This window comes from Polyangium sorediatum (assembly GCF_029946465.1).
Lineage (GTDB): Bacteria > Myxococcota_A > Polyangia > Polyangiales > Polyangiaceae > Polyangium > Polyangium fumosum.
In genome coordinates, this window is record NZ_JARZHI010000024.1 from 135,571 (window position 1) to 156,689 (window position 21,119).

Annotated in this window: 14 protein-coding genes and 5 tRNA genes; 2 read left to right on the forward strand and 17 right to left on the reverse strand. The window is 66.3% G+C overall.

The genetic code is table 11. The annotated features are described in order from the left end of the window. Positions 1-45: 45 nt before the first annotated feature. The 16 genes from QHF89_RS25735 to QHF89_RS25810 form a co-directional block, all read right to left on the reverse strand. The gene (locus QHF89_RS25735; protein ID WP_136969187.1) at positions 46-2,220 is read right to left on the reverse strand and encodes a DUF4388 domain-containing protein; all 2,175 of its coding nucleotides are present in this window, start codon (positions 2,218-2,220) and stop codon (positions 46-48) included. Positions 2,221-2,417: 197 nt separating this feature from the next. Continuing rightward, positions 2,418-6,749 carry a DNA-directed RNA polymerase subunit beta' gene (gene rpoC, locus QHF89_RS25740; RefSeq protein WP_136932091.1) on the reverse strand — a complete coding sequence of 1,444 codons (4,332 nt, stop codon included), beginning with the start codon at positions 6,747-6,749 and terminating at the stop codon, positions 2,418-2,420. A gap of 6 nt (positions 6,750-6,755) precedes the next feature. Then, positions 6,756-10,883 (reverse strand): DNA-directed RNA polymerase subunit beta, encoded by a 4,128-nt coding sequence (gene rpoB / locus QHF89_RS25745; RefSeq protein WP_136969188.1) that lies wholly within the window; start codon positions 10,881-10,883, stop codon positions 6,756-6,758. 272 nt (positions 10,884-11,155) lie between these two features. Beyond that, positions 11,156-11,542: a 50S ribosomal protein L7/L12 gene (gene rplL / locus QHF89_RS25750; protein ID WP_136969189.1), complete on the reverse strand. Its 387-nt coding sequence runs from the start codon at positions 11,540-11,542 to the stop codon at positions 11,156-11,158. A gap of 175 nt (positions 11,543-11,717) precedes the next feature. Beyond that, positions 11,718-12,254 (reverse strand): 50S ribosomal protein L10, encoded by a 537-nt coding sequence (gene rplJ, locus QHF89_RS25755; RefSeq protein ID WP_136932094.1) that lies wholly within the window; start codon positions 12,252-12,254, stop codon positions 11,718-11,720. A 2-nt stretch (positions 12,255-12,256) separates the two neighbouring features. After that, positions 12,257-12,967 (reverse strand): 50S ribosomal protein L1, encoded by a 711-nt coding sequence (gene rplA, locus QHF89_RS25760; RefSeq protein WP_136969190.1) that lies wholly within the window; start codon positions 12,965-12,967, stop codon positions 12,257-12,259. Positions 12,968-13,138: 171 nt separating this feature from the next. Further along, the gene (rplK, locus tag QHF89_RS25765; RefSeq protein WP_136932096.1) at positions 13,139-13,582 is read right to left on the reverse strand and encodes a 50S ribosomal protein L11; all 444 of its coding nucleotides are present in this window, start codon (positions 13,580-13,582) and stop codon (positions 13,139-13,141) included. 55 nt (positions 13,583-13,637) lie between these two features. Beyond that, positions 13,638-14,168 carry a transcription termination/antitermination protein NusG gene (gene nusG, locus QHF89_RS25770; RefSeq protein ID WP_136969191.1) on the reverse strand — a complete coding sequence of 177 codons (531 nt, stop codon included), beginning with the start codon at positions 14,166-14,168 and terminating at the stop codon, positions 13,638-13,640. Between the two features lie 22 nt (positions 14,169-14,190). Next, on the reverse strand, positions 14,191-14,850 hold the full coding sequence (secE, locus tag QHF89_RS25775) for a preprotein translocase subunit SecE (protein ID WP_284720938.1): 660 nt from the start codon (positions 14,848-14,850) through the stop codon (positions 14,191-14,193). Positions 14,851-15,000: 150 nt separating this feature from the next. Beyond that, a tRNA-Trp gene (locus QHF89_RS25780) sits at positions 15,001-15,073 on the reverse strand. A gap of 61 nt (positions 15,074-15,134) precedes the next feature. Next, entirely contained in the window at positions 15,135-15,332 is a 198-nt protein-coding gene (gene rpmG / locus QHF89_RS25785; protein WP_136932098.1) for a 50S ribosomal protein L33, read from the reverse strand. A gap of 9 nt (positions 15,333-15,341) precedes the next feature. Further along, positions 15,342-16,532: an elongation factor Tu gene (gene tuf, locus QHF89_RS25790; protein WP_136968310.1), complete on the reverse strand. Its 1,191-nt coding sequence runs from the start codon at positions 16,530-16,532 to the stop codon at positions 15,342-15,344. A gap of 64 nt (positions 16,533-16,596) precedes the next feature. After that, a tRNA-Thr gene (locus QHF89_RS25795) sits at positions 16,597-16,672 on the reverse strand. Positions 16,673-16,690: 18 nt separating this feature from the next. Continuing rightward, positions 16,691-16,763, reverse strand: a tRNA-Gly gene (locus QHF89_RS25800). A 94-nt stretch (positions 16,764-16,857) separates the two neighbouring features. Continuing rightward, positions 16,858-16,940 (reverse strand) — tRNA-Tyr (locus QHF89_RS25805). A gap of 121 nt (positions 16,941-17,061) precedes the next feature. Beyond that, a tRNA-Thr gene (locus tag QHF89_RS25810) sits at positions 17,062-17,137 on the reverse strand. Between the two features lie 282 nt (positions 17,138-17,419). On the opposite strand from QHF89_RS25810, the gene QHF89_RS25815 reads away from it, so the two are divergent. Continuing rightward, complete coding sequence (locus tag QHF89_RS25815) at positions 17,420-19,342, forward strand: protein kinase domain-containing protein (protein WP_136969192.1); 1,923 nt, start codon at positions 17,420-17,422, stop codon at positions 19,340-19,342. A 105-nt stretch (positions 19,343-19,447) separates the two neighbouring features. Then, entirely contained in the window at positions 19,448-19,882 is a 435-nt protein-coding gene (locus QHF89_RS25820; RefSeq protein ID WP_136935304.1) for a hypothetical protein, read from the forward strand. Between the two features lie 286 nt (positions 19,883-20,168). Here the strand turns inward: QHF89_RS25820 and QHF89_RS25825 are convergent. Continuing rightward, positions 20,169-21,119: MXAN_5187 C-terminal domain-containing protein (locus QHF89_RS25825; RefSeq protein WP_284720940.1), on the reverse strand; the 951-nt coding region annotated here is incomplete at its 5' end.

A 21,119-nucleotide genomic window follows, 5' to 3' on the forward strand; every position in this document is an offset into this window, starting at 1 on the left:
GCGAGGGCGGGAGAACACGAAAAGAGCTCGGACGTGGAACGACCGCTACGGAGCGTGGAGCATGCCCTCGTCGAGGCGGCGCATGCCTTCGAGCAAGAGCGCCTCGGGCGAGACGGCGATCGTGCGGCCCGAGGGCTCGACGCCCGGTTCGAGTCGGAACTCACCCTCGAGCAACGCGAGCATCCGGTAGAAGGCCTCTTCGCCGACGACCTGCTCCCAGCGCGCGTCCACGATCTGCCCTTCGGCGAAGTGGATCTCGCCCGTGCTCTTGCCCGTCTGGATGCGGAGCGCGCACGTCTTGCGGCCATGCCAGAGGACCTGGACCATGTCCGGAATGCTCATCTCCGCGAGCGATCCCGCCACGCCACGCCCGCCGCCGCGCGCGACGCGGCGCTCCACGAGCTGACGGAGCTTCGCAGCAAAGATGTCCGCGGACGTCGGCTTCGCGACAAAATCGTCGACGCCAAGATCAAAGGCCTTCTGCGCACTGTGGCGGTCGTTCTTGCGCGTGAGGATCACCCACGTGATCTCGCGTCCCCACGACTCCTTCTGCGCGTCGGCACGAAGCGCGAGGCCCATCTCCGGCTCTTCGAGGTCGATCTCGCTGACGACGGCCGCGATCTCGCCGCCCTCGAGCTCACGCCACGCCTGCGCGACGGTCCGCGCGACGCGCACCTCGAAGCCCTGCTCGATGAGCCGAAGCTCGAGCACCGTGGTCTCCTCGGGATCCGGATCGATGACGAGCACCGTGTATCGCTCGGACAAAAGCCGCGCGCGCATGTCGTCGCCCGTGACCTCGTGCCGGAAGAGGTCGACGATGTTCGGATCAAAGACGGTGCCGCGATACCCGGCGAGCACGTCACACGCCTCGGCCGGACGGAGGATCTTGCGGAACGGGTTGCGCGGGTTCTGCGTGAGGTCGGCGTAGGTGTCCGCGACCGCGAGGATCCGCGCGCCGAGCGGGATCTCCTTGCCCGCGAGTCCCTGCGGCAAGCCACGGCCGTCGTAGCGCTCGTACATGGCCTGAAGCGCAGCCACGGTCTCGGCGGGCAAGCCGACCGAACCCATGAGCTGCGCCGGGAGCGCGACAGCCTTGAGGCCCGCGACGCGGTGGCCCTCGTACTCCGCGACGTTCAGCGCGGTGAGGTGATACGCGCCCATCTTGCCGAGATCGTGGAGGTAGGCCGCGACGACGAACGCCGCGACATGTGCAGGCGCGAGGCCGATGCGCTCGCACGTGCGGCGGCAGAGGCGCGCGACGACAGCCGAGTGGCCGCGGAGATCCTGGCGGTTCGCTTCGAGCAAGCTCACGAGGACGTTGAGCGTCTCGATGTACTCGTGGGTCTCGATCGGCGTGAGGACCGGGACCGGCGGAGGCAGCGGCGTGGGCGAAGGCGTGGTCGCCGTCAGCGGGCGCGCCTGCGCGGGAGGCGGGAGTCCTCCCGTCGGTGACGTCTGCGCGTTCGCCGCGATCGGCGCCTGTCCGCCGTTCGCCGAGGGCTGCGTGCTCCCCGCGTTCGGCGAAGGCTGTGTCTGCTCGCGCACGCCGGACGGGCTGGTTTGTCCTGTCGCCGAGGGAGACGTCGGCATCGGCCCGCGCGGCGGCGGCGCTTGCACGGCCGCGTTGCGCGGCGACGCAGCAGGCGTTGGGATGGGCCCCGTCGCAGGTCGCGCGGGCGACGGGCCGAGGTCGATGTCGATGAAATCGCCGGTCGTGACGTTTGTCGCGACCGGACGGAGGAGCGCCTCGAAGGCCGACGCTTCCTTGAAGTAGTGCCGCGCGATCGCGGCGCGCACCGCCGCCGGCCGTGCCACGAGCGCGCGCACTTCGCGCACGCCCGCCGCGAGCTTCACCTCGTGGATCGCGGCGTCGTTGTCGGGATCTGCGGTGACGACCGAGAGCACGGACTTCGCCTCGTCGAGCAGCACCGGGAAGACGCCGTGCATCTTCGCGGTCTTCGGCAGCACGCGCCCGAGCACGCGCGGCTCGATCGCGGCCTTCGCGAGCTTTTCGGTCGAGACGAACCGCGTGTTGTGCAGCGTCGCGACGTACTTGAGGAGATCTCCCTCAGGCATGATGTCGAGCTCGACGAGCGAGTCCTCGATCCGGCCGCGCTGACGGCTCGCGTGCTCCACGGCGCGCCGATGCTCCTCGGCCCCGATCCGGCCCTCGGAGAGCAGGCGATCAGCGACACGCTGGTTGGTGCCGTGCACGGACATCGCGAGTGCAGAGATAGTACATGTCCGCAAGGACGGGGGATCCCAAGACCCGCCGAAACAGCAGTCATCCGGCGGATCAGCACGGGACGGCGCGTGCCTGGCCGAACAAAAGCCACACGCCCGCGCCTGAAGTCAGGGCGGGCGTGCGTCGAAGGGGTCGGGAGGCCGTCGGCGACGACGACCCCCCTCCCCTCACCTCACTCCTCGTTGACGGCCGTGAGCGTCTCCTCGGGGCGAGGACGCGGCGGCGCCATGGCCGGCGCCGGGGGCTCGGCCGCCGGCGCGCGCTCGCGCACCGGCTGCTCGCCCTCGACGATGACCTGCAGCCGCTTGTAGGCGGGCAGGCCCGTCCCGGCCGGGATCAGGCGGCCCATGATGACGTTCTCCTTGAGACCACGGAGATCGTCCACCTTGCCGCTGATCGCCGCCTCGGTGAGCACCTTGGTCGTCTCCTGGAACGACGAGGCGCTGATGAACGACTCGGTCGAGAGGCTCGCCTTGGTGATGCCGAGGAGCAGCGGCTCGGCGATGGCGGGACGTCCGCCACGCTCGAGCACCCGCTCGTTCTCGCGCTCGAACAGGTGCTTCTCGACCTGCTCGTCCACGAGGAAGTTCGTGTCGCCGACGTCCTTGACGCGAACGCGTCGGAGCATCTGCCGCACGATGACCTCGATGTGCTTGTCGTTGATACCGACACCCTGCAGGCGGTAGACCTGCTGGATCTCGTTCACGAGCCAGGCCGCGAGCTCCTTCTCGCCCTTCACGCGCAAGATGTCGTGCGGGTTCGGCGGGCCGTCCTGGAGCGGGTCGCCCGCGCGCACGCGATCGCCCGGCTGCACCTGGATGTGCTTGCCCTTGGGGATCAGGTACTCGCGCGCCTGATCCGGGAGCGGGTGCCCGTCCGCGCCGAACGGCGTGATGATCACCTTGCGCTTGCCCTTCGTGTCCTTGCCGAAGGAGACCTCGCCGTCGATCTCGCTGATGATGGCGTGATCCTTCGGCTTGCGGGCCTCGAAGAGCTCGGCGACGCGGGGCAGACCACCGGTGATGTCCTGCACCTTCGTCGTGTCGCGCGGGATCTTGGCGATGATGTCACCGGCCTCGATCATGTCGTCCTGCTGGGCGACGATGTGCGCGCCGACCGGCAGGAGGTAACGCGCCTCGAGCTCGCTGTTCGGGAGCTTCAAGGTGGCGCTCGAGTTCGGGTCCTTCAGCGAGATCCGCGGGCGGAGATCGGCCGCCTTGGACTCGATGACGACCTTGCGCGACAGGCCCGTGACCTCGTCGACGCGCTCCTGGACGCTGACGCCCTCGACGAGATCGCCGTACTTCACGATGCCGGAGACCTCGGTGAGGATCGGCGTCGCGAACTGGTCCCACTCGGCGAGCAGCTCGCCCGGCTTCACGCGCTGGCCGTCGGCGACCTTCATGTTGGCGCCGTAGACCAGGCGGTGATGCTCGCGCTCGCGGCCCGTCTCGTCGACGACGACGAGCTCACCGTGGCGGTTCATGACCACCATGGTGCCGTCCTTCTTGCGCTGCACGTTCGCGCGACGCAGGCGGACGGTGCCCTCGGTCCGGGCCTCGAGGTAGCTCGCCTCGATCTTGCCGCGGGCCGCCGTACCACCGATGTGGAACGTGCGCATCGTGAGCTGCGTGCCGGGCTCGCCGATCGACTGGGCGGCGATGATGCCGACCGCCTCGCCGATGTTGACGCGGTAGCCACGCGCGAGGTCGCGGCCGTAGCAGAGCGCGCAAACGCCCCGCCGCGTCTGGCAGGTGAGCACCGAGCGGATCATGACCTCCTCGATGCCCGCGTCCTCGATCCGCTTGACGGAAGCCTCGTCGAGCTCGGTGTTGGCCGTGATGAGGACCTCGCCGGTGAGCGGGTCGATCACGTCCTCGAGCACGACGCGGCCGAGGATGCGGTCGCCGAGGGGCTGGATCACCTCGCCGGCCTCCTCGAGCTTCGTCACGCGGATGCCGTCGATCGTGGCGCAATCGTACTCGGAGATGACCGCGTCCTGCGCGACGTCGACGAGGCGCCGGGTGAGGTAACCCGAGTTCGCCGTCTTGAGCGCGGTATCCGCGAGGCCCTTGCGCGCGCCGTGCGTCGAGATGAAGTACTGCAGCACGGTGAGGCCTTCACGGAAGTTCGCCGTGATGGGCGTCTCGATGATCTCGCCGGAGGGCTTGGCCATGAGGCCACGCATCGCGGCGAGCTGGCGGATCTGCTGGGTCGAACCGCGCGCGCCCGAGTCCGCCATGATGTAGATCGGGTTGAAGCTCGGCTCGATGCTTTCTTTGCCCGTCTCCGGATCGGTGACGCGCTCCTTGCCGATCCCATCCATCATCTTGGCCGTGACGGCGTCCGCCACGCCGGCCCAGATGTCGACGATCTTGTTGTAGCGCTCGCCGTCCGTGATCAGACCTTCCTGGTACTGCTCGACGACGCGCTCGACCTCGCGCTGCGCCTCCTCGAGGAGGTCCTTCTTCGCCGGCGGGATCACCATGTGATCCATGCAGATCGAGATACCGGCGCGCATCGCGTGGTCGAAGCCGAGCGTGCGGAGCCGGTCCGCGAGGAGGACGGTCTCCTTGTTGCGGTGGACGCGGTAGCAGACGTCGATGAGGGCCGAGAGCGCCTTCTTGTCGAGCGTCTTGTTCGCGTAGTCGAAGCTCACGCCCTTCGGCAGGACCTCGGAGATGAGCACACGACCCACCGTCGTCTGGACGATGCGGCGCTTGATCTGGCCGTGCTCGTTGCGGACGGGGTTACCGTCCTCGTCGATGTGCGGCACGCGCACGCGGATGCCCGCGTGCAACACGACCTCGCCCGCGTCGTACGCCATGCGTACCTCTTCGGGAGACGCGTAGACGCCGCGCAGATACCCCTCGGCCGTCGAGCCCTCCGCGCCCTGGCCGTCGGCGCCGAAGCGCAGGCTGCCCTCACGGAAGCTGCCCTTCGCGAACTTGCGCTCGCGCGTGGCGTAGTAGAGCCCGAGCACGATGTCCTGCGTCGGGTTGATGATGGGCTTGCCGTTCGCGGGCGAGAGGATGTTGTTCGTGCTCATCATGAGCACGCGCGCCTCCATCTGCGCCTCGATCGAGAGCGGCACGTGCACTGCCATCTGGTCGCCGTCGAAGTCGGCGTTGAACGCCGCGCAGACGAGCGGATGGAGCTGGATCGCCTTGCCCTCGATGAGCACCGGCTCGAACGCCTGGATGCCCAGGCGGTGGAGCGTCGGCGCGCGGTTCAGGAGCACCGGATGCTCGCTGATGACCTCTTCGAGGATGTCCCAAACCTCGGGACGCTCCTTCTCCACCATCTTCTTCGCGCTCTTGATGGTGTTGACGTACCCGCGCTCTTCCAGCTTGTTGTAGATGAACGGCTTGAAGAGCTCGAGCGCCATCTTCTTCGGCAGGCCGCACTGGTGCAGGCGCAGCGTCGGGCCGACGACGATGACCGAGCGGCCCGAGTAGTCGACGCGCTTGCCGAGCAGGTTCTGCCGGAAGCGACCCTGCTTGCCCTTCAGCATGTCGCTGAGGCTCTTCAGCGGCCGCTTGTTCGGGCCCGTGATCGTCTTGCCGCGGCGGCCGTTGTCGAAGAGCGCGTCGACCGCCTCCTGGAGCATGCGCCGCTCGTTGCGGATGATGATCTCGGGCGCGTTGAGCTCGAGCAGCCGCTTCAGGCGGTTGTTGCGGTTGATGACGCGGCGGTAGAGGTCGTTCAGATCGCTCGTCGCGAACCGACCACCGTCGAGCGGCACGAGCGGACGCAGGTCGGGCGGCAGCACGGGGATGACCGTGAGCATCATCCACTCGGGCCGGTTGCCACTCTCCCGGAACGCCTCGACGACCTTCAGGCGCTTCGCGAGCTTCTTGCGCTTCGCCTCGCTCGTCGCCTTGCGCATCTCCTCGCGGAGCAGCTCGGCGAGCGCGTGCACGTCGACCTGCTTCAGCATCTCGAGCACGGCCTCGCCGCCCATGCCCGCCGCGATCTTGTCGTCGCCGTACTCGTCGATGATCTGCAGGTAGCGCTCCTCGCTGAGGAGGTCGCCGCGCTGCAGACCCGTCTCCTTCGGGTCGATGACGATGTACGCCTCGCAATAAAGGACCTTTTCCAGATCCTTCAGCGTGATGTCGAGCATGTTGCCGATGCGCGACGGCAGGCTCTTCAGGAACCAGATGTGCGCGACCGGCGTCGCGAGCGAGATGTGCCCGAGGCGCTCACGTCGAACCTTCGACTGGATGACCTCGACGCCGCACTTCTCGCACACGATCCCACGGTGCTTCATGCGCTTGTACTTGCCGCAGTTGCACTCGTAGTCCTTCACAGGCCCGAAGATCTTCGCGCAGAAGAGACCATCCCGCTCCGGCTTGAACGTGCGGTAGTTGATGGTCTCCGGCTTCTTCACCTCGCCGTGCGACCATTCCCGGATCTTCTCCGGGCTCGCGAGCGAGATCCGAATGGCGCTGAACGACAGCGGATCTTTGGGCTTCTCGAAGAAGCTGAAGATGTCACGCATTCGGCATCACTCCTCTTCCGCGGCCGAGGCCTCGAGGCCCGTCTCGACCAGCTCGACGTTCAGACACAACGATTGCAGCTCTTTGATGAGCACGTTGAAGCTCTCCGGCAGACCGGCCTCCAGCGTGTACTCGCCCTTGACGATCGCCTCGTACATCCGCGTACGACCCATGACGTCGTCCGATTTCACCGTGAGGAACTCCTGCAGCGCGTAGGCCGCGCCGTAGGCCTCCATCGCCCACACCTCCATCTCGCCGAGGCGCTGACCGCCGAACTGAGCCTTTCCGCCCAGCGGCTGCTGCGTGACGAGCGAGTAGGGGCCGATCGACCGGGCGTGGATCTTGTCGTCCACGAGGTGGTGAAGCTTCAGCATGTACATGATGCCCACCGTGACGTTCTGATCGAACGCCTCGCCCGTGCGACCATCGAACAGGATCGCCTGGCCCGAGCTCGGCAGACCCGCGAGCGCGAGCGCGCCCTTGATGTCCTCCTCGCTCGCACCGTCGAACACCGGCGACGCGACGAACACGCCTTGACGAACCTTGCGCCCGGCACGCACGGCGTCACCCTCGTCCATCAACGCGACGATCGCCGAGTTCTCCTCGTCTCCCGCGTAGACCTCCGCCAAACGATTGCGGATCTCGGCGCCCGCCTTTTGAGTCTCGATCATCTGCTGGAGCTGCCGGCCGAGCTCGTAGGCGCCCCAGCCGAGGTGGATCTCCAGGATCTGACCGACGTTCATGCGGCTCGGCACGCCGAGCGGGTTCAGCACGATGTCCACCGGCCGGCCGTCCTGCAGGTAGGGCATGTCCTCCTCCGGAAGAATCCGGCTGATGACGCCCTTGTTGCCGTGGCGGCCTGCCATCTTGTCGCCGACCTGGAGCTTGCGCTTGATGGCGATGTAGACCTTCACCATCTTGATCACGCCCGGCGGCAGCTCGTCGCCCTTCGACAGGCGCTCGATCTTGTCGCGGAAGTGCTCCTCGCGCGTACGGACGAGGTCCTCCAGATCCCGCAGGATGTTCTGGATCCGGTCCGTCTCCTCCACCGGGATCTCGCCCCAGTAACGGCGCGGGATCTCGGCGAGGGCCGCCTCGGTGATCTCGTCGCCCTTCTGGAGCAGGACCTTGCCCTTGTCGTCGACGAGCTTCCCGTTCGTCGTCTTGCCGACCAGGATCTCGCGGACCCGGCGGTAGAACGAATCGCGCAGGATCTTGATCTCCTCGTCGCGCGTCCGCTCGATCCGCGCGCGCTCCTGATCCTCGATGTCCCGCGCGCGGTCGTCCTTCTCCGTGCCCTTGCGCGAGAAGACGCGCGCGTTGATCACGATGCCGCTCACGCCCGGCGGGACCTTGAGCGAGCTGTCGCGCACGTCGCCGGCCTTCTCACCGAAGATCGCGCGGAGCAGCTTCTCCTCGGGAGAAAGCTGCGTCTCGCCCTTCGGCGTGATCTTGCCGACGAGGATGTCGCCCGGACGAACCTCGGCGCCGATCCGCACGATGCCCGAGTCGTCGAGGTCCTTCAGGGCCTCCTCGCCGACGTTCGGGATGTCACGCGTGATCTCCTCCTTGCCGAGCTTCGTATCGCGCGCGACGCACTCGAACTCCTCGATGTGGATCGAGGTGAACACGTCGTCCTTCGCGATGCGCTCCGAGACCAGGATCGAGTCCTCGAAGTTGTAGCCCTGCCACGGCATGAACGCGACGACCACGTTCTGCCCCAGCGCGAGCTCGCCCATGTCCGTCGACGGGCCGTCCGCGAGCACGTCGCCCGCCTTCACCATGTCGCCCGTGCGCACGATCGGCTTCTGCGTGTAGCAGGTCGACTGGTTCGAGCGCTGGTACTTCATGAGGTGGTAGATGTCCGGCACCTCGGCGCCCTCGCCCGCAGCGCGCACCACGATGCGCGTCGCGTCGACGCTCTCCACGATGCCCGGACGACGCGCCACGACGCAAACGCCCGAGTCACGCGCGAGCCGGTTCTCCATGCCCGTACCGACAAGCGGCGCCTCGCTTCGGATGAGCGGCACCGCCTGACGCTGCATGTTCGCGCCCATGAGCGCGCGGTTCGCGTCGTCGTGCTCGAGGAAGGGCACGAGCGCGGCCGCGACGCTCACCATCTGGTTCGGCGCGATGTCCATGAGCTCGATCATGTCCGACGCGACGATCTTGAAATCGCCGTTGAGACGCGCCGACACGACGTTCTCGCGGAACTTGCGACCCTCATCGAGCGCGGCCGTCGCCTGCGCGATGTACTTGCCCTCTTCCTCGAGCGCGCTGAGCCAGGTCACCTCGTCGGTCACCGTGCTCTCCGTCACCTTGCGGTAAGGCGTCTCGACGAAGCCGAACTCGTTCACGCGGGCGAACGTCGAGAGCGACGCGATGAGGCCGATGTTCGGGCCTTCCGGCGTCTCAATCGGGCAAATGCGGCCGTAGTGCGTGGCGTGGACGTCGCGCACCTCGAAGCCCGCGCGCTCGCGCGTGAGGCCGCCCGGACCGAGGGCGGACAAACGCCGCTTGTGCGTGACCTCGGAGAGCGGGTTCGTCTGGTCCATGAACTGCGAGAGCTGCGAGCTCCCGAAGTACTCCTTGACCACCGCGGAGACGGGCTTCGCGTTGATCAGGTCGTGCGGCATGAGCGTGTCGATCTCCTGCGACATGCTCATGCGCTCCTTGATCGCGCGCTCCATGCGGACCAGGCCGATGCGGTACTGGTTCTCCATGAGCTCGCCGACCGCGCGCACGCGGCGGTTGCCGAGGTGGTCGATGTCGTCGACCGAGCCGCGGCCGTTCTTGAGCTCGATGAGGTGCCGGACCGTCTCCAGGATGTCCTGCGGCGTGAGCACCGTGAGATCGAGGTTCGGACGCTGGCCCTCCGGCAGATCCCGGTAGAACTTGTAGTTGAGCTTCAGCCGGCCGACCTTCGAGAGGTCGTATCGCTCCGGGTTGAAGAACAGGTTGTGGAACAACGTCTTCGCCGTCTCGAGCGTGGGCGGATCGCCCGGGCGGAGACGACGGTAGATCTCGAGGATCGAGTCCTCCTGCGTCTTCACCTTGTCGGCGAGCAGCGTGTCGCGGAGGTACGAGCCGACGTTGAGGCCGTCGATGAAGAGGATGCGGAAGCTCTCGAGCTTCGCCTCGCGGATGCGCTCGAGCTTGGCGTCCGTGAGCTCCTCGTTCACCTCGACGATGACCTCGCCCGTCTCCGGGTCGACGACGTCGTGCGCCGCGACCTTGCCGACGAGCTCCTCGGTCTCGACCTGCATGCGCTCGAGCTTCGCCTCCTTCATCTTGCGAATCGCGGCGCGCGTGAACTTCGTGTTCTTCTTGACGATGACATCTTCCTTGATCTTGATGTCACGCGTCGCGCGCTGACCCGCGAGGAGGTCGTACTCGATGCTCTTCGCGTACTTGCCGCCCTTCTCGAGGTAGACGGTCTCCGTCGAGTAGAAGTAGTTCAGGAGGTCCTGCGTCGAGTAGCCGAGCGCGCGCAGGAGGACGGTCGCGTGCATCTTCCGGCGACGGTCGATGCGCACGTAGATGATGTCCTTCGGATCGAACTCGAAATCGAGCCACGAGCCGCGGTACGGGATGACGCGCGCTGAGTAGAGCAGCTTGCCGCTCGAGTGCGTCTTGCCCTTGTCGTGATCGAAGAACACGCCGGGCGAGCGGTGGAGCTGGCTGACGACGACGCGCTCGGTGCCGTTGATGATGAACGTGCCCGTCTCGGTCATCAGCGGCAGCTCGCCGAAGTACACCTCCTGCTCCTTGATGTCCCGGACGATGCGCTCGCCGCCGTCACGGGTGTCGTAGATCATGAGCTGGTTGGTGACTTTGATCGGCGCCGCGTAGGTCATGCCTCGCTGGCGGCACTCCTCGACGTCGTACTTCGGCGGCTCGAGGTTGTACGAAACGAAGACGAGCTCGCTCGTCCCGTTGAAGTCCTTGATGGGGAACACCGAGCGGAATACCGCCTGGAGCCCGACTTCCTCCCGCTCGTGCGGCGGGACGTTCATCTGGAGGAACTTGTCGTAGCTGGACTTCTGGATGTCGATCAGGTTCGGAACGTCGATGATGCGACGAACGCGCCCCAGATTCTTACGGATGCGGAAGTTGGATTGGACGACCGACGGCATCGATATTCCTCCGGCTCCTACGGGTGCACAGGGCTCGATCCCCGCGCGCTCCACGAACCGAGCATCAGCCTCGAAGCTACGAAACAGCCATCAAAGGTCCCGGCGACGGACAAACTCGGCTGCGCTACCGCGACCTGGAAGACGCGCTCGAATCACGCGACAGACGCAGCAGCAAACCCCCCAAAGACAAAACTCGACGCGCGGCAGGGACGTTCGCCCCTGCCGCCGTCGCATGGCGGATCGCGCTGTCCCTGAACGGGAAGCTCGGATCCTTACTTGAGCTCGACCGTCGCACCTGCCTCGGTGAGCTTCTTCTTCATCTCCTCGGCGTCGGCCTTGGAGACCGCTTCCTTCACGTTCTTGGGCGCGCCCTCGACCAGGTCCTTCGCCTCCTTGAGGCCAAGGCCCGTGATCTCACGGACCGCCTTGATGACCGCGATCTTGTTGCCACCGGCGTTCGCCAGGACAACGTCGAACTCGGTCTTCTCCTCGGCCTTCGGCGCCTCGGCCGCAGCCGCCGGGCCAGCAGCAACCGCCACCGCCGCCGGCGCAGCCTTCACGCCCCACTTGTTCTCGAGCTCCTTGATGAGCTCGGCGATCTGGATGACCGGCAGGTTGGAAAGGTAATCGACGACCTGCTCCCGCGTGATCTCAGCCATGACGAGACTCCTTCAAACCGTCTGCGCGCCGCGGTGGGATGAGTACCCCGGGGCGCGTCTCTAGATCAAAACCCGAAGGGCGCAATGCCCTTTCTCACTGGTCGAGCGTTTGGCGCGCCGGATCGCCTCCGGCTCCCCTCGCCCCGACCACGATCGGACCCGGTACCAGGGCTCCTCAGCCGGCCCCGCCCGCCGCGTCCTCCTTGGCCTTCAACAGGTACGCGAAGTTCTGAAGAGGCGCATTGAGCTGCTGCAAGAACTGCTGGAGAGGCGCCTGCAACGTGGCAAGCAGCGTCGCCCTGAGCTCGTCCTTGCCGGGCATCGTCGCGAGCTGGTTCTCCACGCCCTCGGCGTCGAGAACCTGGCCCTCGATGAGGCCCGCCTTGATCTTCAGCTTCTCGTGTTCCTTGTCCTTGCGGAACGCCTTGACGACCTTCGCGGCCGCGCTGGGATCCTCGTAGCACCAGGCGATCCCGGTCATCCCGACCAGCGTATCGTCGAGCTTCTTCGACCACGCGTGATGCTTGATCGCGTGGCGAACGAGCGTGTTTTTCACGACTCGATACTCGACGCCCGCCTTCCGGAACTCGTCGCGCAGCTTCGTGACGACCGCGACGTTGAGCCCCGTGAAGTCGAGGAAGACCGCCGAGGTCATGCGATCGAATCGCTGCTTGACCTCGCCGACCAGAGCCTCTTTCTCCGTGCGCTCCATGATCAGCCCTCCTCACCCTTGTCGCTGAGGTGCACAGGGTCGATCCGGACGCCCGGCCCCATCGTCGAAGACATCGTGATGCTCCGGAGATAAATCCCCTTCGCCGTCGACGGCTTCGCGCGAATGAGAGCCTGGATCAAGGCCTCCGCGTTCTTGACGAGCGCGTCCTCCTTGAAGGAGGCCTTGCCGATCCGAGCGTGCACAATGCCCGCCTTCTCGACGCGGTACTCCACCTTGCCGGCCTTCGCTTCGGACACCGCCGTCTTCACATCAACGGTGACGGTGCCGACCTTCGGGTTCGGCATGAGGCCTCGCGGACCGAGGATACGACCGAGCTTACCGACCAGGCCCATCATGTCGGGCGTAGCGATCACGCGGTCGAAGTCCATGAAGCCTTCCTGGATCTTGTTCACCAGGTCGGCCTCACCGACGAAATCGGCACCGGCCGCTTCCGCTTCCTTCGCCTTTTCGCCCTTGGCGAAGACGAGGACGCGGACCGACTGGCCCGTTCCGGCCGGCATGACCACGGCGCCGCGAACCATCTGGTCCGCGTGACGCGGGTTCACGCCCAGCCGCACAGCGATATCGACGGTCTCGTCGAACTTCGCCGATGCGGCCTGTTTTACAAGCGCACACGCCTCTTGCAGCGTGTACTTGCGCGTGCTGTCCACCATGGCCTGGGCCGCAGCGCGTTTCTTGGCGACTTTCGGCATCTGCCCTCCTGTTTTATCGGCTTACGCCTCCCACGGTGCGCCGTTTTAACCGTGGTGCTCTCCTCCCAACGTGGGGGGGGTGCTCTTGTAGAGCCGCGTTTTCACGCGGCCGCGCGCTCGCCGCCGGCTTCTCCGCCAAACGGAGATGCAGCAGAGCGCGCTGTGGACGACTCAGTCGACGATCGAAATGCCCATCGAGCGGGCCGTGCCCGCCATGCTGCGCATCGCCGACTCGAGGTTCGTCGTGTTCATGTCCTGCATCTTCATCTGCGCAAGCTCCTGCAGTTGCTTGCGCGTCACCTGGCCGACCTTCGTCTTGTTCGGCTCCTTCGAACCCGAGCCAGGCTTCTTCTTGGTCTCCAGCCCCGCGGCCTTCTTGAGAAGGACCGACGCGGGCGGCGTCTTCAAGATGAACGTGAACGACCGGTCCGAATAGACCGTGATCACCACCGGGATGATCATGTCGCCCTGCGAGGCCGTCCGCGAGTTGAAGTCCTTGCAGAACGCCATGATGTTCACGCCGTGCTGGCCGAGCGCAGGACCGACCGGCGGCGAGGGGTTGGCCTTCCCCGCAGGGAGCTGAAGCTTGACGTACCCGGTGACCTTCTTCGCCATTGCTTTACCCGTTCTGTGCTGCGTCTACCTTGTTCGTTCCGACCCGGAACGTCGCTCAGCGCTTTTCTACCGCCGAAAAATCGAGCTCCACGCTGGTCGGACGGCCGAAGATCGACACCTTGACCTTCAGCTTCTGCTTATCCATCTTCACGTCGTCCACGGTCCCGGTGAAGTTGGCGAACGCGCCGTCGAGCACGCGAACTTCCTCGCCGACCTCGAACGTGAGCTTGGGCTTCGGCTTGACCGCGCCCTCCACGATGCCTCGACGCAGACTCTCGATCTGCGGGGCCGGGACTTCCTGCGGCGTCTGGTTGCCGATGAAGCCCGTCACCTTCGGCGTGTCCTTCACGAGGTGCCACACCGTCTCGCTCATCTCCATCTCGGCGAAGATGTAGCCAGGCAAGCTGAGCTTCTGACGAACTCGTTGCTTCCCCCCCGGGCGGTTCTCCGTGACCGTTTCACTCGGGATCAGGATCTCGCCAATCTTGTCCTCGAGGCTGTGCTGCTTCGCGCGTTGCTGAAGTGCATCGCGCACCTTCGCCTCGTAGCCCGAGTAGGTATGAATGACGTACCACTTCTTCGCCATGGCGCGTGGCTCCCGAACGGCCCTAGCTCCCAGTGCCGTAGACGATGCCCGTCACGAACGACCACAACCGGTCGAGCAGCGCGAGATAGAGGGTGGCCACAGCGCTCGCCGCAATGACCACCATGGTTGAGTTCGTGACGTCCTTCTTGGTCGGCCACTTGACCTTGATCAGCTCCGAAGCGACCTCGTCCGTCCACTCCCGCACGTCGGGACGACGGTAGGTCCGCAGCGTGACGATGACCGCGACGACGCCCGCGATGACGGTCGCGTACGTCGCTTTGTCCTCGTCCACGACCGCCGCGAGCGCAGGCACCGCACGGCTGAACCAGTCCCGGTTCGAGAGGTTGCCCCAGATCCCGTGGATGGCCTTGCCAAGCACGTACGCGCCGAGGATCGCCGCCCCGAAGAACCCCGCCATCACGTAGCGGTCGCTCCCGAGTGGCCGCGCCGCCGCAGCCTCGGCGTCTTCGCCGGCCCCTTCGTCCTGCGCTTGCCCTTCCGGGCCCTCCGCAGCAGCGTCGTCGTGCTCGTCGCCGGCTTCGTCTGCGCTCGGCGCCACGTCGAGATCGCTCCCCTTGCGCACCGCAAGTGAGGCGTCCGCCCCCGAATCCGGGGCAGACTCCGGCGCAGAGCCCTTTTTCTGGGCCTTCCGTGCCTCGTCTTTCTCTCGTCGTGTCGCCATCGCCGTTTGTCCCAGACGTGTCGGATCCCGCTTCGAGCAGCGTCATCGACATTTACGCCTCGCTCGCTCGTTTTTACGAGATCGAGCGAGGCGTTTCGTGCGGCCCCTACCTGATGCTGAACGGGCAGCGAGAGGAGGAGCCCTTGTGGGCAGGGGCAGAGAGGCTCGAACTCCCGACCTGCGGATTTGGAATCCGCTGCTCTACCAACTGAGCTATACCCCTTCAACCTGCTCGACCCGGGACTGATGCCACGAGCCGAGCAGTTCGTCTACTTCGGATCCGACTACTTCGTCTCCCGGTGCAGCGTGTGCTTCTTGCACTGCTTGCAGAACTTCTTCAGTTCCACGTAGTCGCCGGGAGATTTGGTCGTCTTGTAGTTCCTCGCCGTACACTCGGTGCAGGCCAGCGAGATCGGGATACGTGTCCCTCGTTCTCCCGTGGCCCCACCGCTGCCACCGGACCCGCCGCCCTGCACCGACATCACGCCTCGTTACTTGAGAATCTTCGTCACGATGCCCGCGCCGACGGTCTTGCCGCCCTCGCGGATCGCGAACCGCATCTGCTCCTCGAGCGCGACCGGCGCGATGAGCTCGATGTTCATCGTGATGTTGTCGCCCGGCATCACCATCTTCACCCCCTCGGGGAGGTTGACGGTGCCCGTCACGTCCGTCGTCCGGATGTAGAACTGCGGGCGGTAGTTCGTGAAGAACGGCGTGTGACGGCCGCCCTCCTCCTTCTTGAGAACGTACACCTCACCCATGAAGTGGGTGTGCGGCGTGATCGAGCCCGGCTTCGCGAGGACCTGGCCACGCTCGATGTCGTCCTTCTCGACACCGCGCAGGAGGCAACCGACGTTGTCACCGGCGATGCCCTGATCGAGCAGCTTCCGGAACATCTCGACGCCCGTGACCACGGTCTTGCGCGTGTCCTTGAAGCCGATGATCTCGACCTCTTCGCCGACCTTGACCACGCCACGCTCGATGCGGCCCGTGGCCACCGTGCCGCGGCCCTTGATCGAGAACACGTCCTCGATCGCCATCAGGAACGGCTTGTCGATCGCGCGCTCCGGCTCCGGGATGTACGTGTCGAGCGCCTCGAGCAGCTCTCCGATCTTCGCCTCCCACTTGGGATCGCCCTGGAGCGCAGGCAACGAAGCACCACGGACAACCGGCGCGTTGTCGCCGTTGAAGTTGTACTTGTTGAGGAGCTCGCGGACCTCCATCTCGACGAGGTCCAGCATCTCCGGGTCGTCCACCGCGTCACACTTGTTGAGGAAGACGACGAGGTAGTTCAGGCCGACCTGACGCGCGAGGAGCACGTGCTCGCGGGTCTGCGGCATGACGCTGTCGAGCGCGCTGACCACGAGGATCGCGCCGTCCATCTGCGCGGCGCCCGTGATCATGTTCTTGATGTAGTCGGCGTGGCCGGGGCAGTCGACGTGCGCGTAGTGGCGCTTCGGCGACTCGTACTCCACGTGCGCCGCCGCGATCGTCACCGTCTTCGTCTCGTCACGGACGGTGCCGCCCTTGGCGATGTCGGCGTACTTGATCTCTTTCGCAAGCTTCTGCTTGGACTGGACCTTGACGATGGCCGCCGTGAGCGTCGTCTTGCCGTGATCGATGTGACCGATCGTGCCGACGTTCACGTGGGGCTTGGTTCGACTGAATTTCTCCTTGGCCATCGTTCTTGCTCCTGACGGTTGCCGACCGAGACGGTCGCGCTCGCTGTCCTTTCCTGGCGCTTGCTGGAGCCCACCATCGGGATTGAACCGACGACCTCGTCCTTACCAAGGACGTGCTCTACCAACTGAGCTAGGTGGGCATGGAGCCGGTCCGGCGGAGCGGGCGACCGGGTTCGAACCGGCGACGTTCAGCTTGGAAGGCTGACGCTCTACCAACTGAGCTACGCCCGCAGATAGAGATCGGGGAAGAGTCCCCCCGGGCTCGTCTACGTGTACGTACCGGATATCCGGCTCCGCGGGTCGAGGCGCCTTATCGGCGTCTCGGTGGAGGGTGATGGATTCGAACCATCGAAGGCAATTGCCGGCAGATTTACAGTCTGCTCCCTTTGGCCACTCGGGCAACCCTCCAGATTTTCAACGTCTCGCGAGATCCAAGGGCTCGCGGGTCCCCTCTGTACTCTGTTTCGGTCGGTTCGTCTCCTGAGATTTTTGATCTCGTTCGTCCGAGCCTTCCGCCTCTGACGTCCGGTGGAGCTGACGAGGGGACTTGAACCCCTAACCCCCTGCTTACAAGGCAGGTGCTCTACCGGTTGAGCTACGCCAGCGAGTTCCTCCCTCGAAGACAGACGTGTCCCGTCAAAGGGGAGCAGGCTCTTAGCCCCTTGCTTTTGACATGTCAAGCCGGATGGAAGGTTTTGTGTTTGGAGCAGGACCCCGGCCGCGCTCGCAAGGCCGGAATCCACGGGAGACCCGGCAGGGTCACCTCCCCCGGCACGCTGGATCGCGAACCCGCGTGCCAGCAGACAGGCGAGGCACGATCCTCGCGACGCGTCCTGCCGCAACTTCTTGCACCACACGCGCGCCTCTTGCGATGCTCCCGCCGCGTCATGGAGTGTCCCGCCTGTCAACACGCGAACATCGATGGAGCGCGCTTCTGCGCCAAATGCGGAGCGCCGCTGCCCTCGGCACCTTCCGAAGAAGACCCGTTGATCGGGTCGATCGTGGGCGGTCGCTACCGCATCACGGGCGTGCTCGGTGAAGGCGGCATGGGCCGCGTCTACACCGCCGAGCAGCAGATGGGCACGACGGTCCGAAAGGCCGCGGTCAAGACGCTCCTCGCGCAGTACGCGAAGGATCCGCAAGTGCTCGCGCGCTTCAACCGCGAGTGCGGCACCGTCGCAGAGCTCAAGCACCCGAACACGATCCAGGTCTGGGACTTCGGGCAAACGAACACCGGCGAGCTCTACATCGCGATGGAGTTGCTCGAAGGAAGTCCACTCGAAGACGAGCTCGTGAAGAAGGGGCCGATGCCGCCCGAGCGCGTCGACAAGATCATCGGACAGGCCGCAGGCTCGCTCCAAGAGGCGCACAGCAAGGGGATCGTGCATCGTGATCTCAAGCCCGCGAACCTCTTCCTCACGAAGATCGACGGTGACGATTTCGTGAAGGTGCTCGACTTCGGCATCGCCAAGCGCGGCGAGCGGCCCGACTCGAAGGAGCAGAAGCTCACGCAACAAGGCACGGTGCTCGGCACCCCGCCGTACATGAGCCCCGAGCAGTTCCGCGGGCAGGAGCTCGACGCGCGCAGCGACGTCTACTCGCTCGCGATCGTCGCCTACGAGATGCTCACCGGACGTCTGCCCTTCGATGCAGACACGCCGTGGGCCTGGGCCACGCAGCATCTCACGGCGCAACCCTCGCCCTTCGAGGTGACGCCGCTCGGCGCGCAAGTGCCGCCGAAGATGAAGGCCGCGATCATGCGCGCGCTCGAGAAGGACAAGAACAGGCGCCAGTCGTCCGTGCGCGAGTTTTACGACGAGCTCTCGATCGGAGCCGGGCGCGCGTCGATGGTTGGTGGTGCGACGGGTCAGCAGCAAGTCGCGGGCACCGCAGCGATGCCAGGCATGCCGAGTGGACAGTATGGGATGCCGAGCGGGCAGTACGGGATGCCGAGCGGGCAGTACGGGATGCCGAGCGGGCAGATGCAAGGCATGCCGAGCGGCCCGATGCCCGCACGTCCCGGCGGGACGCAGATCGGCGAGCCGCTCTTCGCGCAAGGAGCGCCGAGCGCGCCGGGCGGTCGAACGATGGTCGATACGGGGCCGAGCGCGGCCGCGGTGACGCCGGGCCCGATGCCGGTCGTGTCGATGCCGCCGCAGCACGGCCACGCGCCCGTGCCGATGGGCGGACCGGCCTACGCGCCGCCGCCTCCGCCGATGGGCGGAAGGCAGCAGCAAAAGAGCAGCCCGATGCCGATCATCGCAGGCATCGGCGTGCTCGTCGTGGTCGGGATCGGGATTGCGATCTTCGCGTCCCGAAGCAAGAGCAGCGGCGGCGACGGCGACGTCATCCTCATGCCGTCTGCGGCGCCCACGACCGTCGTGGTCGCCTCCGATCCCACGGCGAATCCGGCGGACAGCGCAGGCGCCGCAGGGACGGCCTCTTCTGCGGGTGGCTCGGCGCAGTCCGGACAAACCACGGGCTCGAACACCGGATCCAACGCGGGCTCGGGTTCCGGCTCCGCGGCGACGACGGCCTCAGGCTCGGGCGGCGGTACGAAGGTCGACGCCGCGGGCGACAAGGCCTGCGACGCGGCGATCACGTATGCGTACGGTGGCAACACGACGATGGCGATCAGCCAGTACCGCTCGTGCACCGGGCCCAAGCGGAGCAAGGCGCTCTCGGCGATCGACGCCTCGGCTGCGCGTGAGGTGAAGGCCAAGGGGTGCGCGGGCAAGCCCATCGCGGACGCGGCCGCGTCGATCGGGGCCAGCAGTGGAAAGGCCGCCCTTCCTCCGCGTTGCAAGTAACGCACCGCATCCCCTCGACAGGGTCGTCCGGCGACCCTAGATGGGAATTCTCCTGTGTGTCACCGCGTTTTGACGCGCTTGACGCCCGTTCGACGCGGGTGCTAGATGGATCTTGCGAGCGATGACGCTCGTTCGCAGAAGCCTCTGTTCGACGGTTCGGCGCAGCGTGTCAAAGCCGACGAGCTGCACTTCGCAGCCCACGTCGGCGCCGATGCCGGAGATGACAGAGGAGAAGGTCGTTCACGGGCAATGGGCAGTAGACGCCGCGGAGCCATCCGGATGACGTGGCTCGATATGTGCCGCTCCGACGAGTATCGGGGGCGGTGGGTCGCACTCGACAACATCGATTACGAGGACGGGTCGTCCCAACCTCAGCAGGCCGATGTCGTCGACAGCGACGAGGATCTCGGAGAGTTATGCAGCAGGATGCGCGAGTCCGACAGGACGGCGTGCGCGATCCTGTACTGCGAGGATGATTCGTTCGCGCCGCCCGTCGCCAAGCGGGCCGCCATGCCGACGCGAGGTGCCGCGCACCGCTAGCTAGCTCAGCGCAGCGCAGCTCCCGCCTCGTCCTGCCCTTTCTTCCCCACCCACCAAGCCGCCACGAAGGACACGAGCCCAGCCGGGCCCGAGCCGATGCTTTGAGCTCCTAGCAAAATGCTTTGAGCTCTTCGAGCATCGACGGGTTCGATGCTCGGAAGCTCGCGAAGCGATCCTCCCTCGGGGGGTGAATCGTCTGGGCTTTGCCGGGACGAAAGAGGGACGCGAGGCGTCCCCTCGGGACAAAAGAGCTAGAACATCGAGTGGTTGCAAACCGATCGATGTTCTAGCGAAGGATCGGCTTGAGCGTGGGTTTGCCGTCCTTCATCACCACGTTGTAGTCGACCGTCTTTTGCGGATGAGAAGCCTTGAGCTTCTCGGCCTGCTGGCGGAGCTGCTTGGCGAGCGCCTCGTACGTGACGCCCGCGGTCGACTCCTTCGCGGCGCGCTTGGCCTCGACGTACTGCGCGTAAATCTGCCGGATCCGCGCGTCCGAGAGGTCCTCGGACGAACCCTGTGACGGGCGAGGTCGCGCAGGCGCGGGGCGTGGTCCAAGCTGCGGGCGCGGCTCGGGGGCGGACGTATCCGTGTCCGGAGGAGGCGGCGGCGCTTCGGGCGGAGGATCGGGCGGTGGCGGCGCGACGACCGCGCGCATGCTGCGGCTGCTCTTCCGTCGCGAGGACGGCGCCGGCACGCTCGGCACGGGCTCGTCGGACACGGTCGGGACGTGGACCGCGGCCCGCGTGCGTGTGCTCGAAGGCTTGCGTCGCGAGGGCGGCCCTTGCTTCGACGTGTCGAGGTCGAGGTCGAGGTCCAGCGGGCGCGCCGAAGCAGGGCCGCTCGGGCCCGCTTTGCCTTGTTTCGCCTGGGCCGCGAGCTCGGCGACGCGACGCTTGCCGAGGTCGGGCGAGGAAGCCTGCGGGCGTCGCGCGGCCGGCGCGTCGGCCGGCGGAGGCGCCTCGGCAGCCTTCGTTTCCGCAGGCTTCGGCTCCGCGGCTTTGGATGCGATCGACGCTTCGGGCCGGCGCATCATCATCATCAGCGGTACGGGCTCGGGCTTTTTCGTCGGCTCCGGCTTGGCGGGCGGCGCGGGCTCGGCCGGCTTCGCCGCGGGCGGAGGCTCGGGCGGCGGCGCAGGCGGAGGCTCGGGCGGCGGCGCGGAAGGACGATCGAGCGGCGTCGAGGCGAGCGGCGGGCGCGGAGGCGGCGGGGCCTTCGCGGCGAGCGGAGGCGCAGG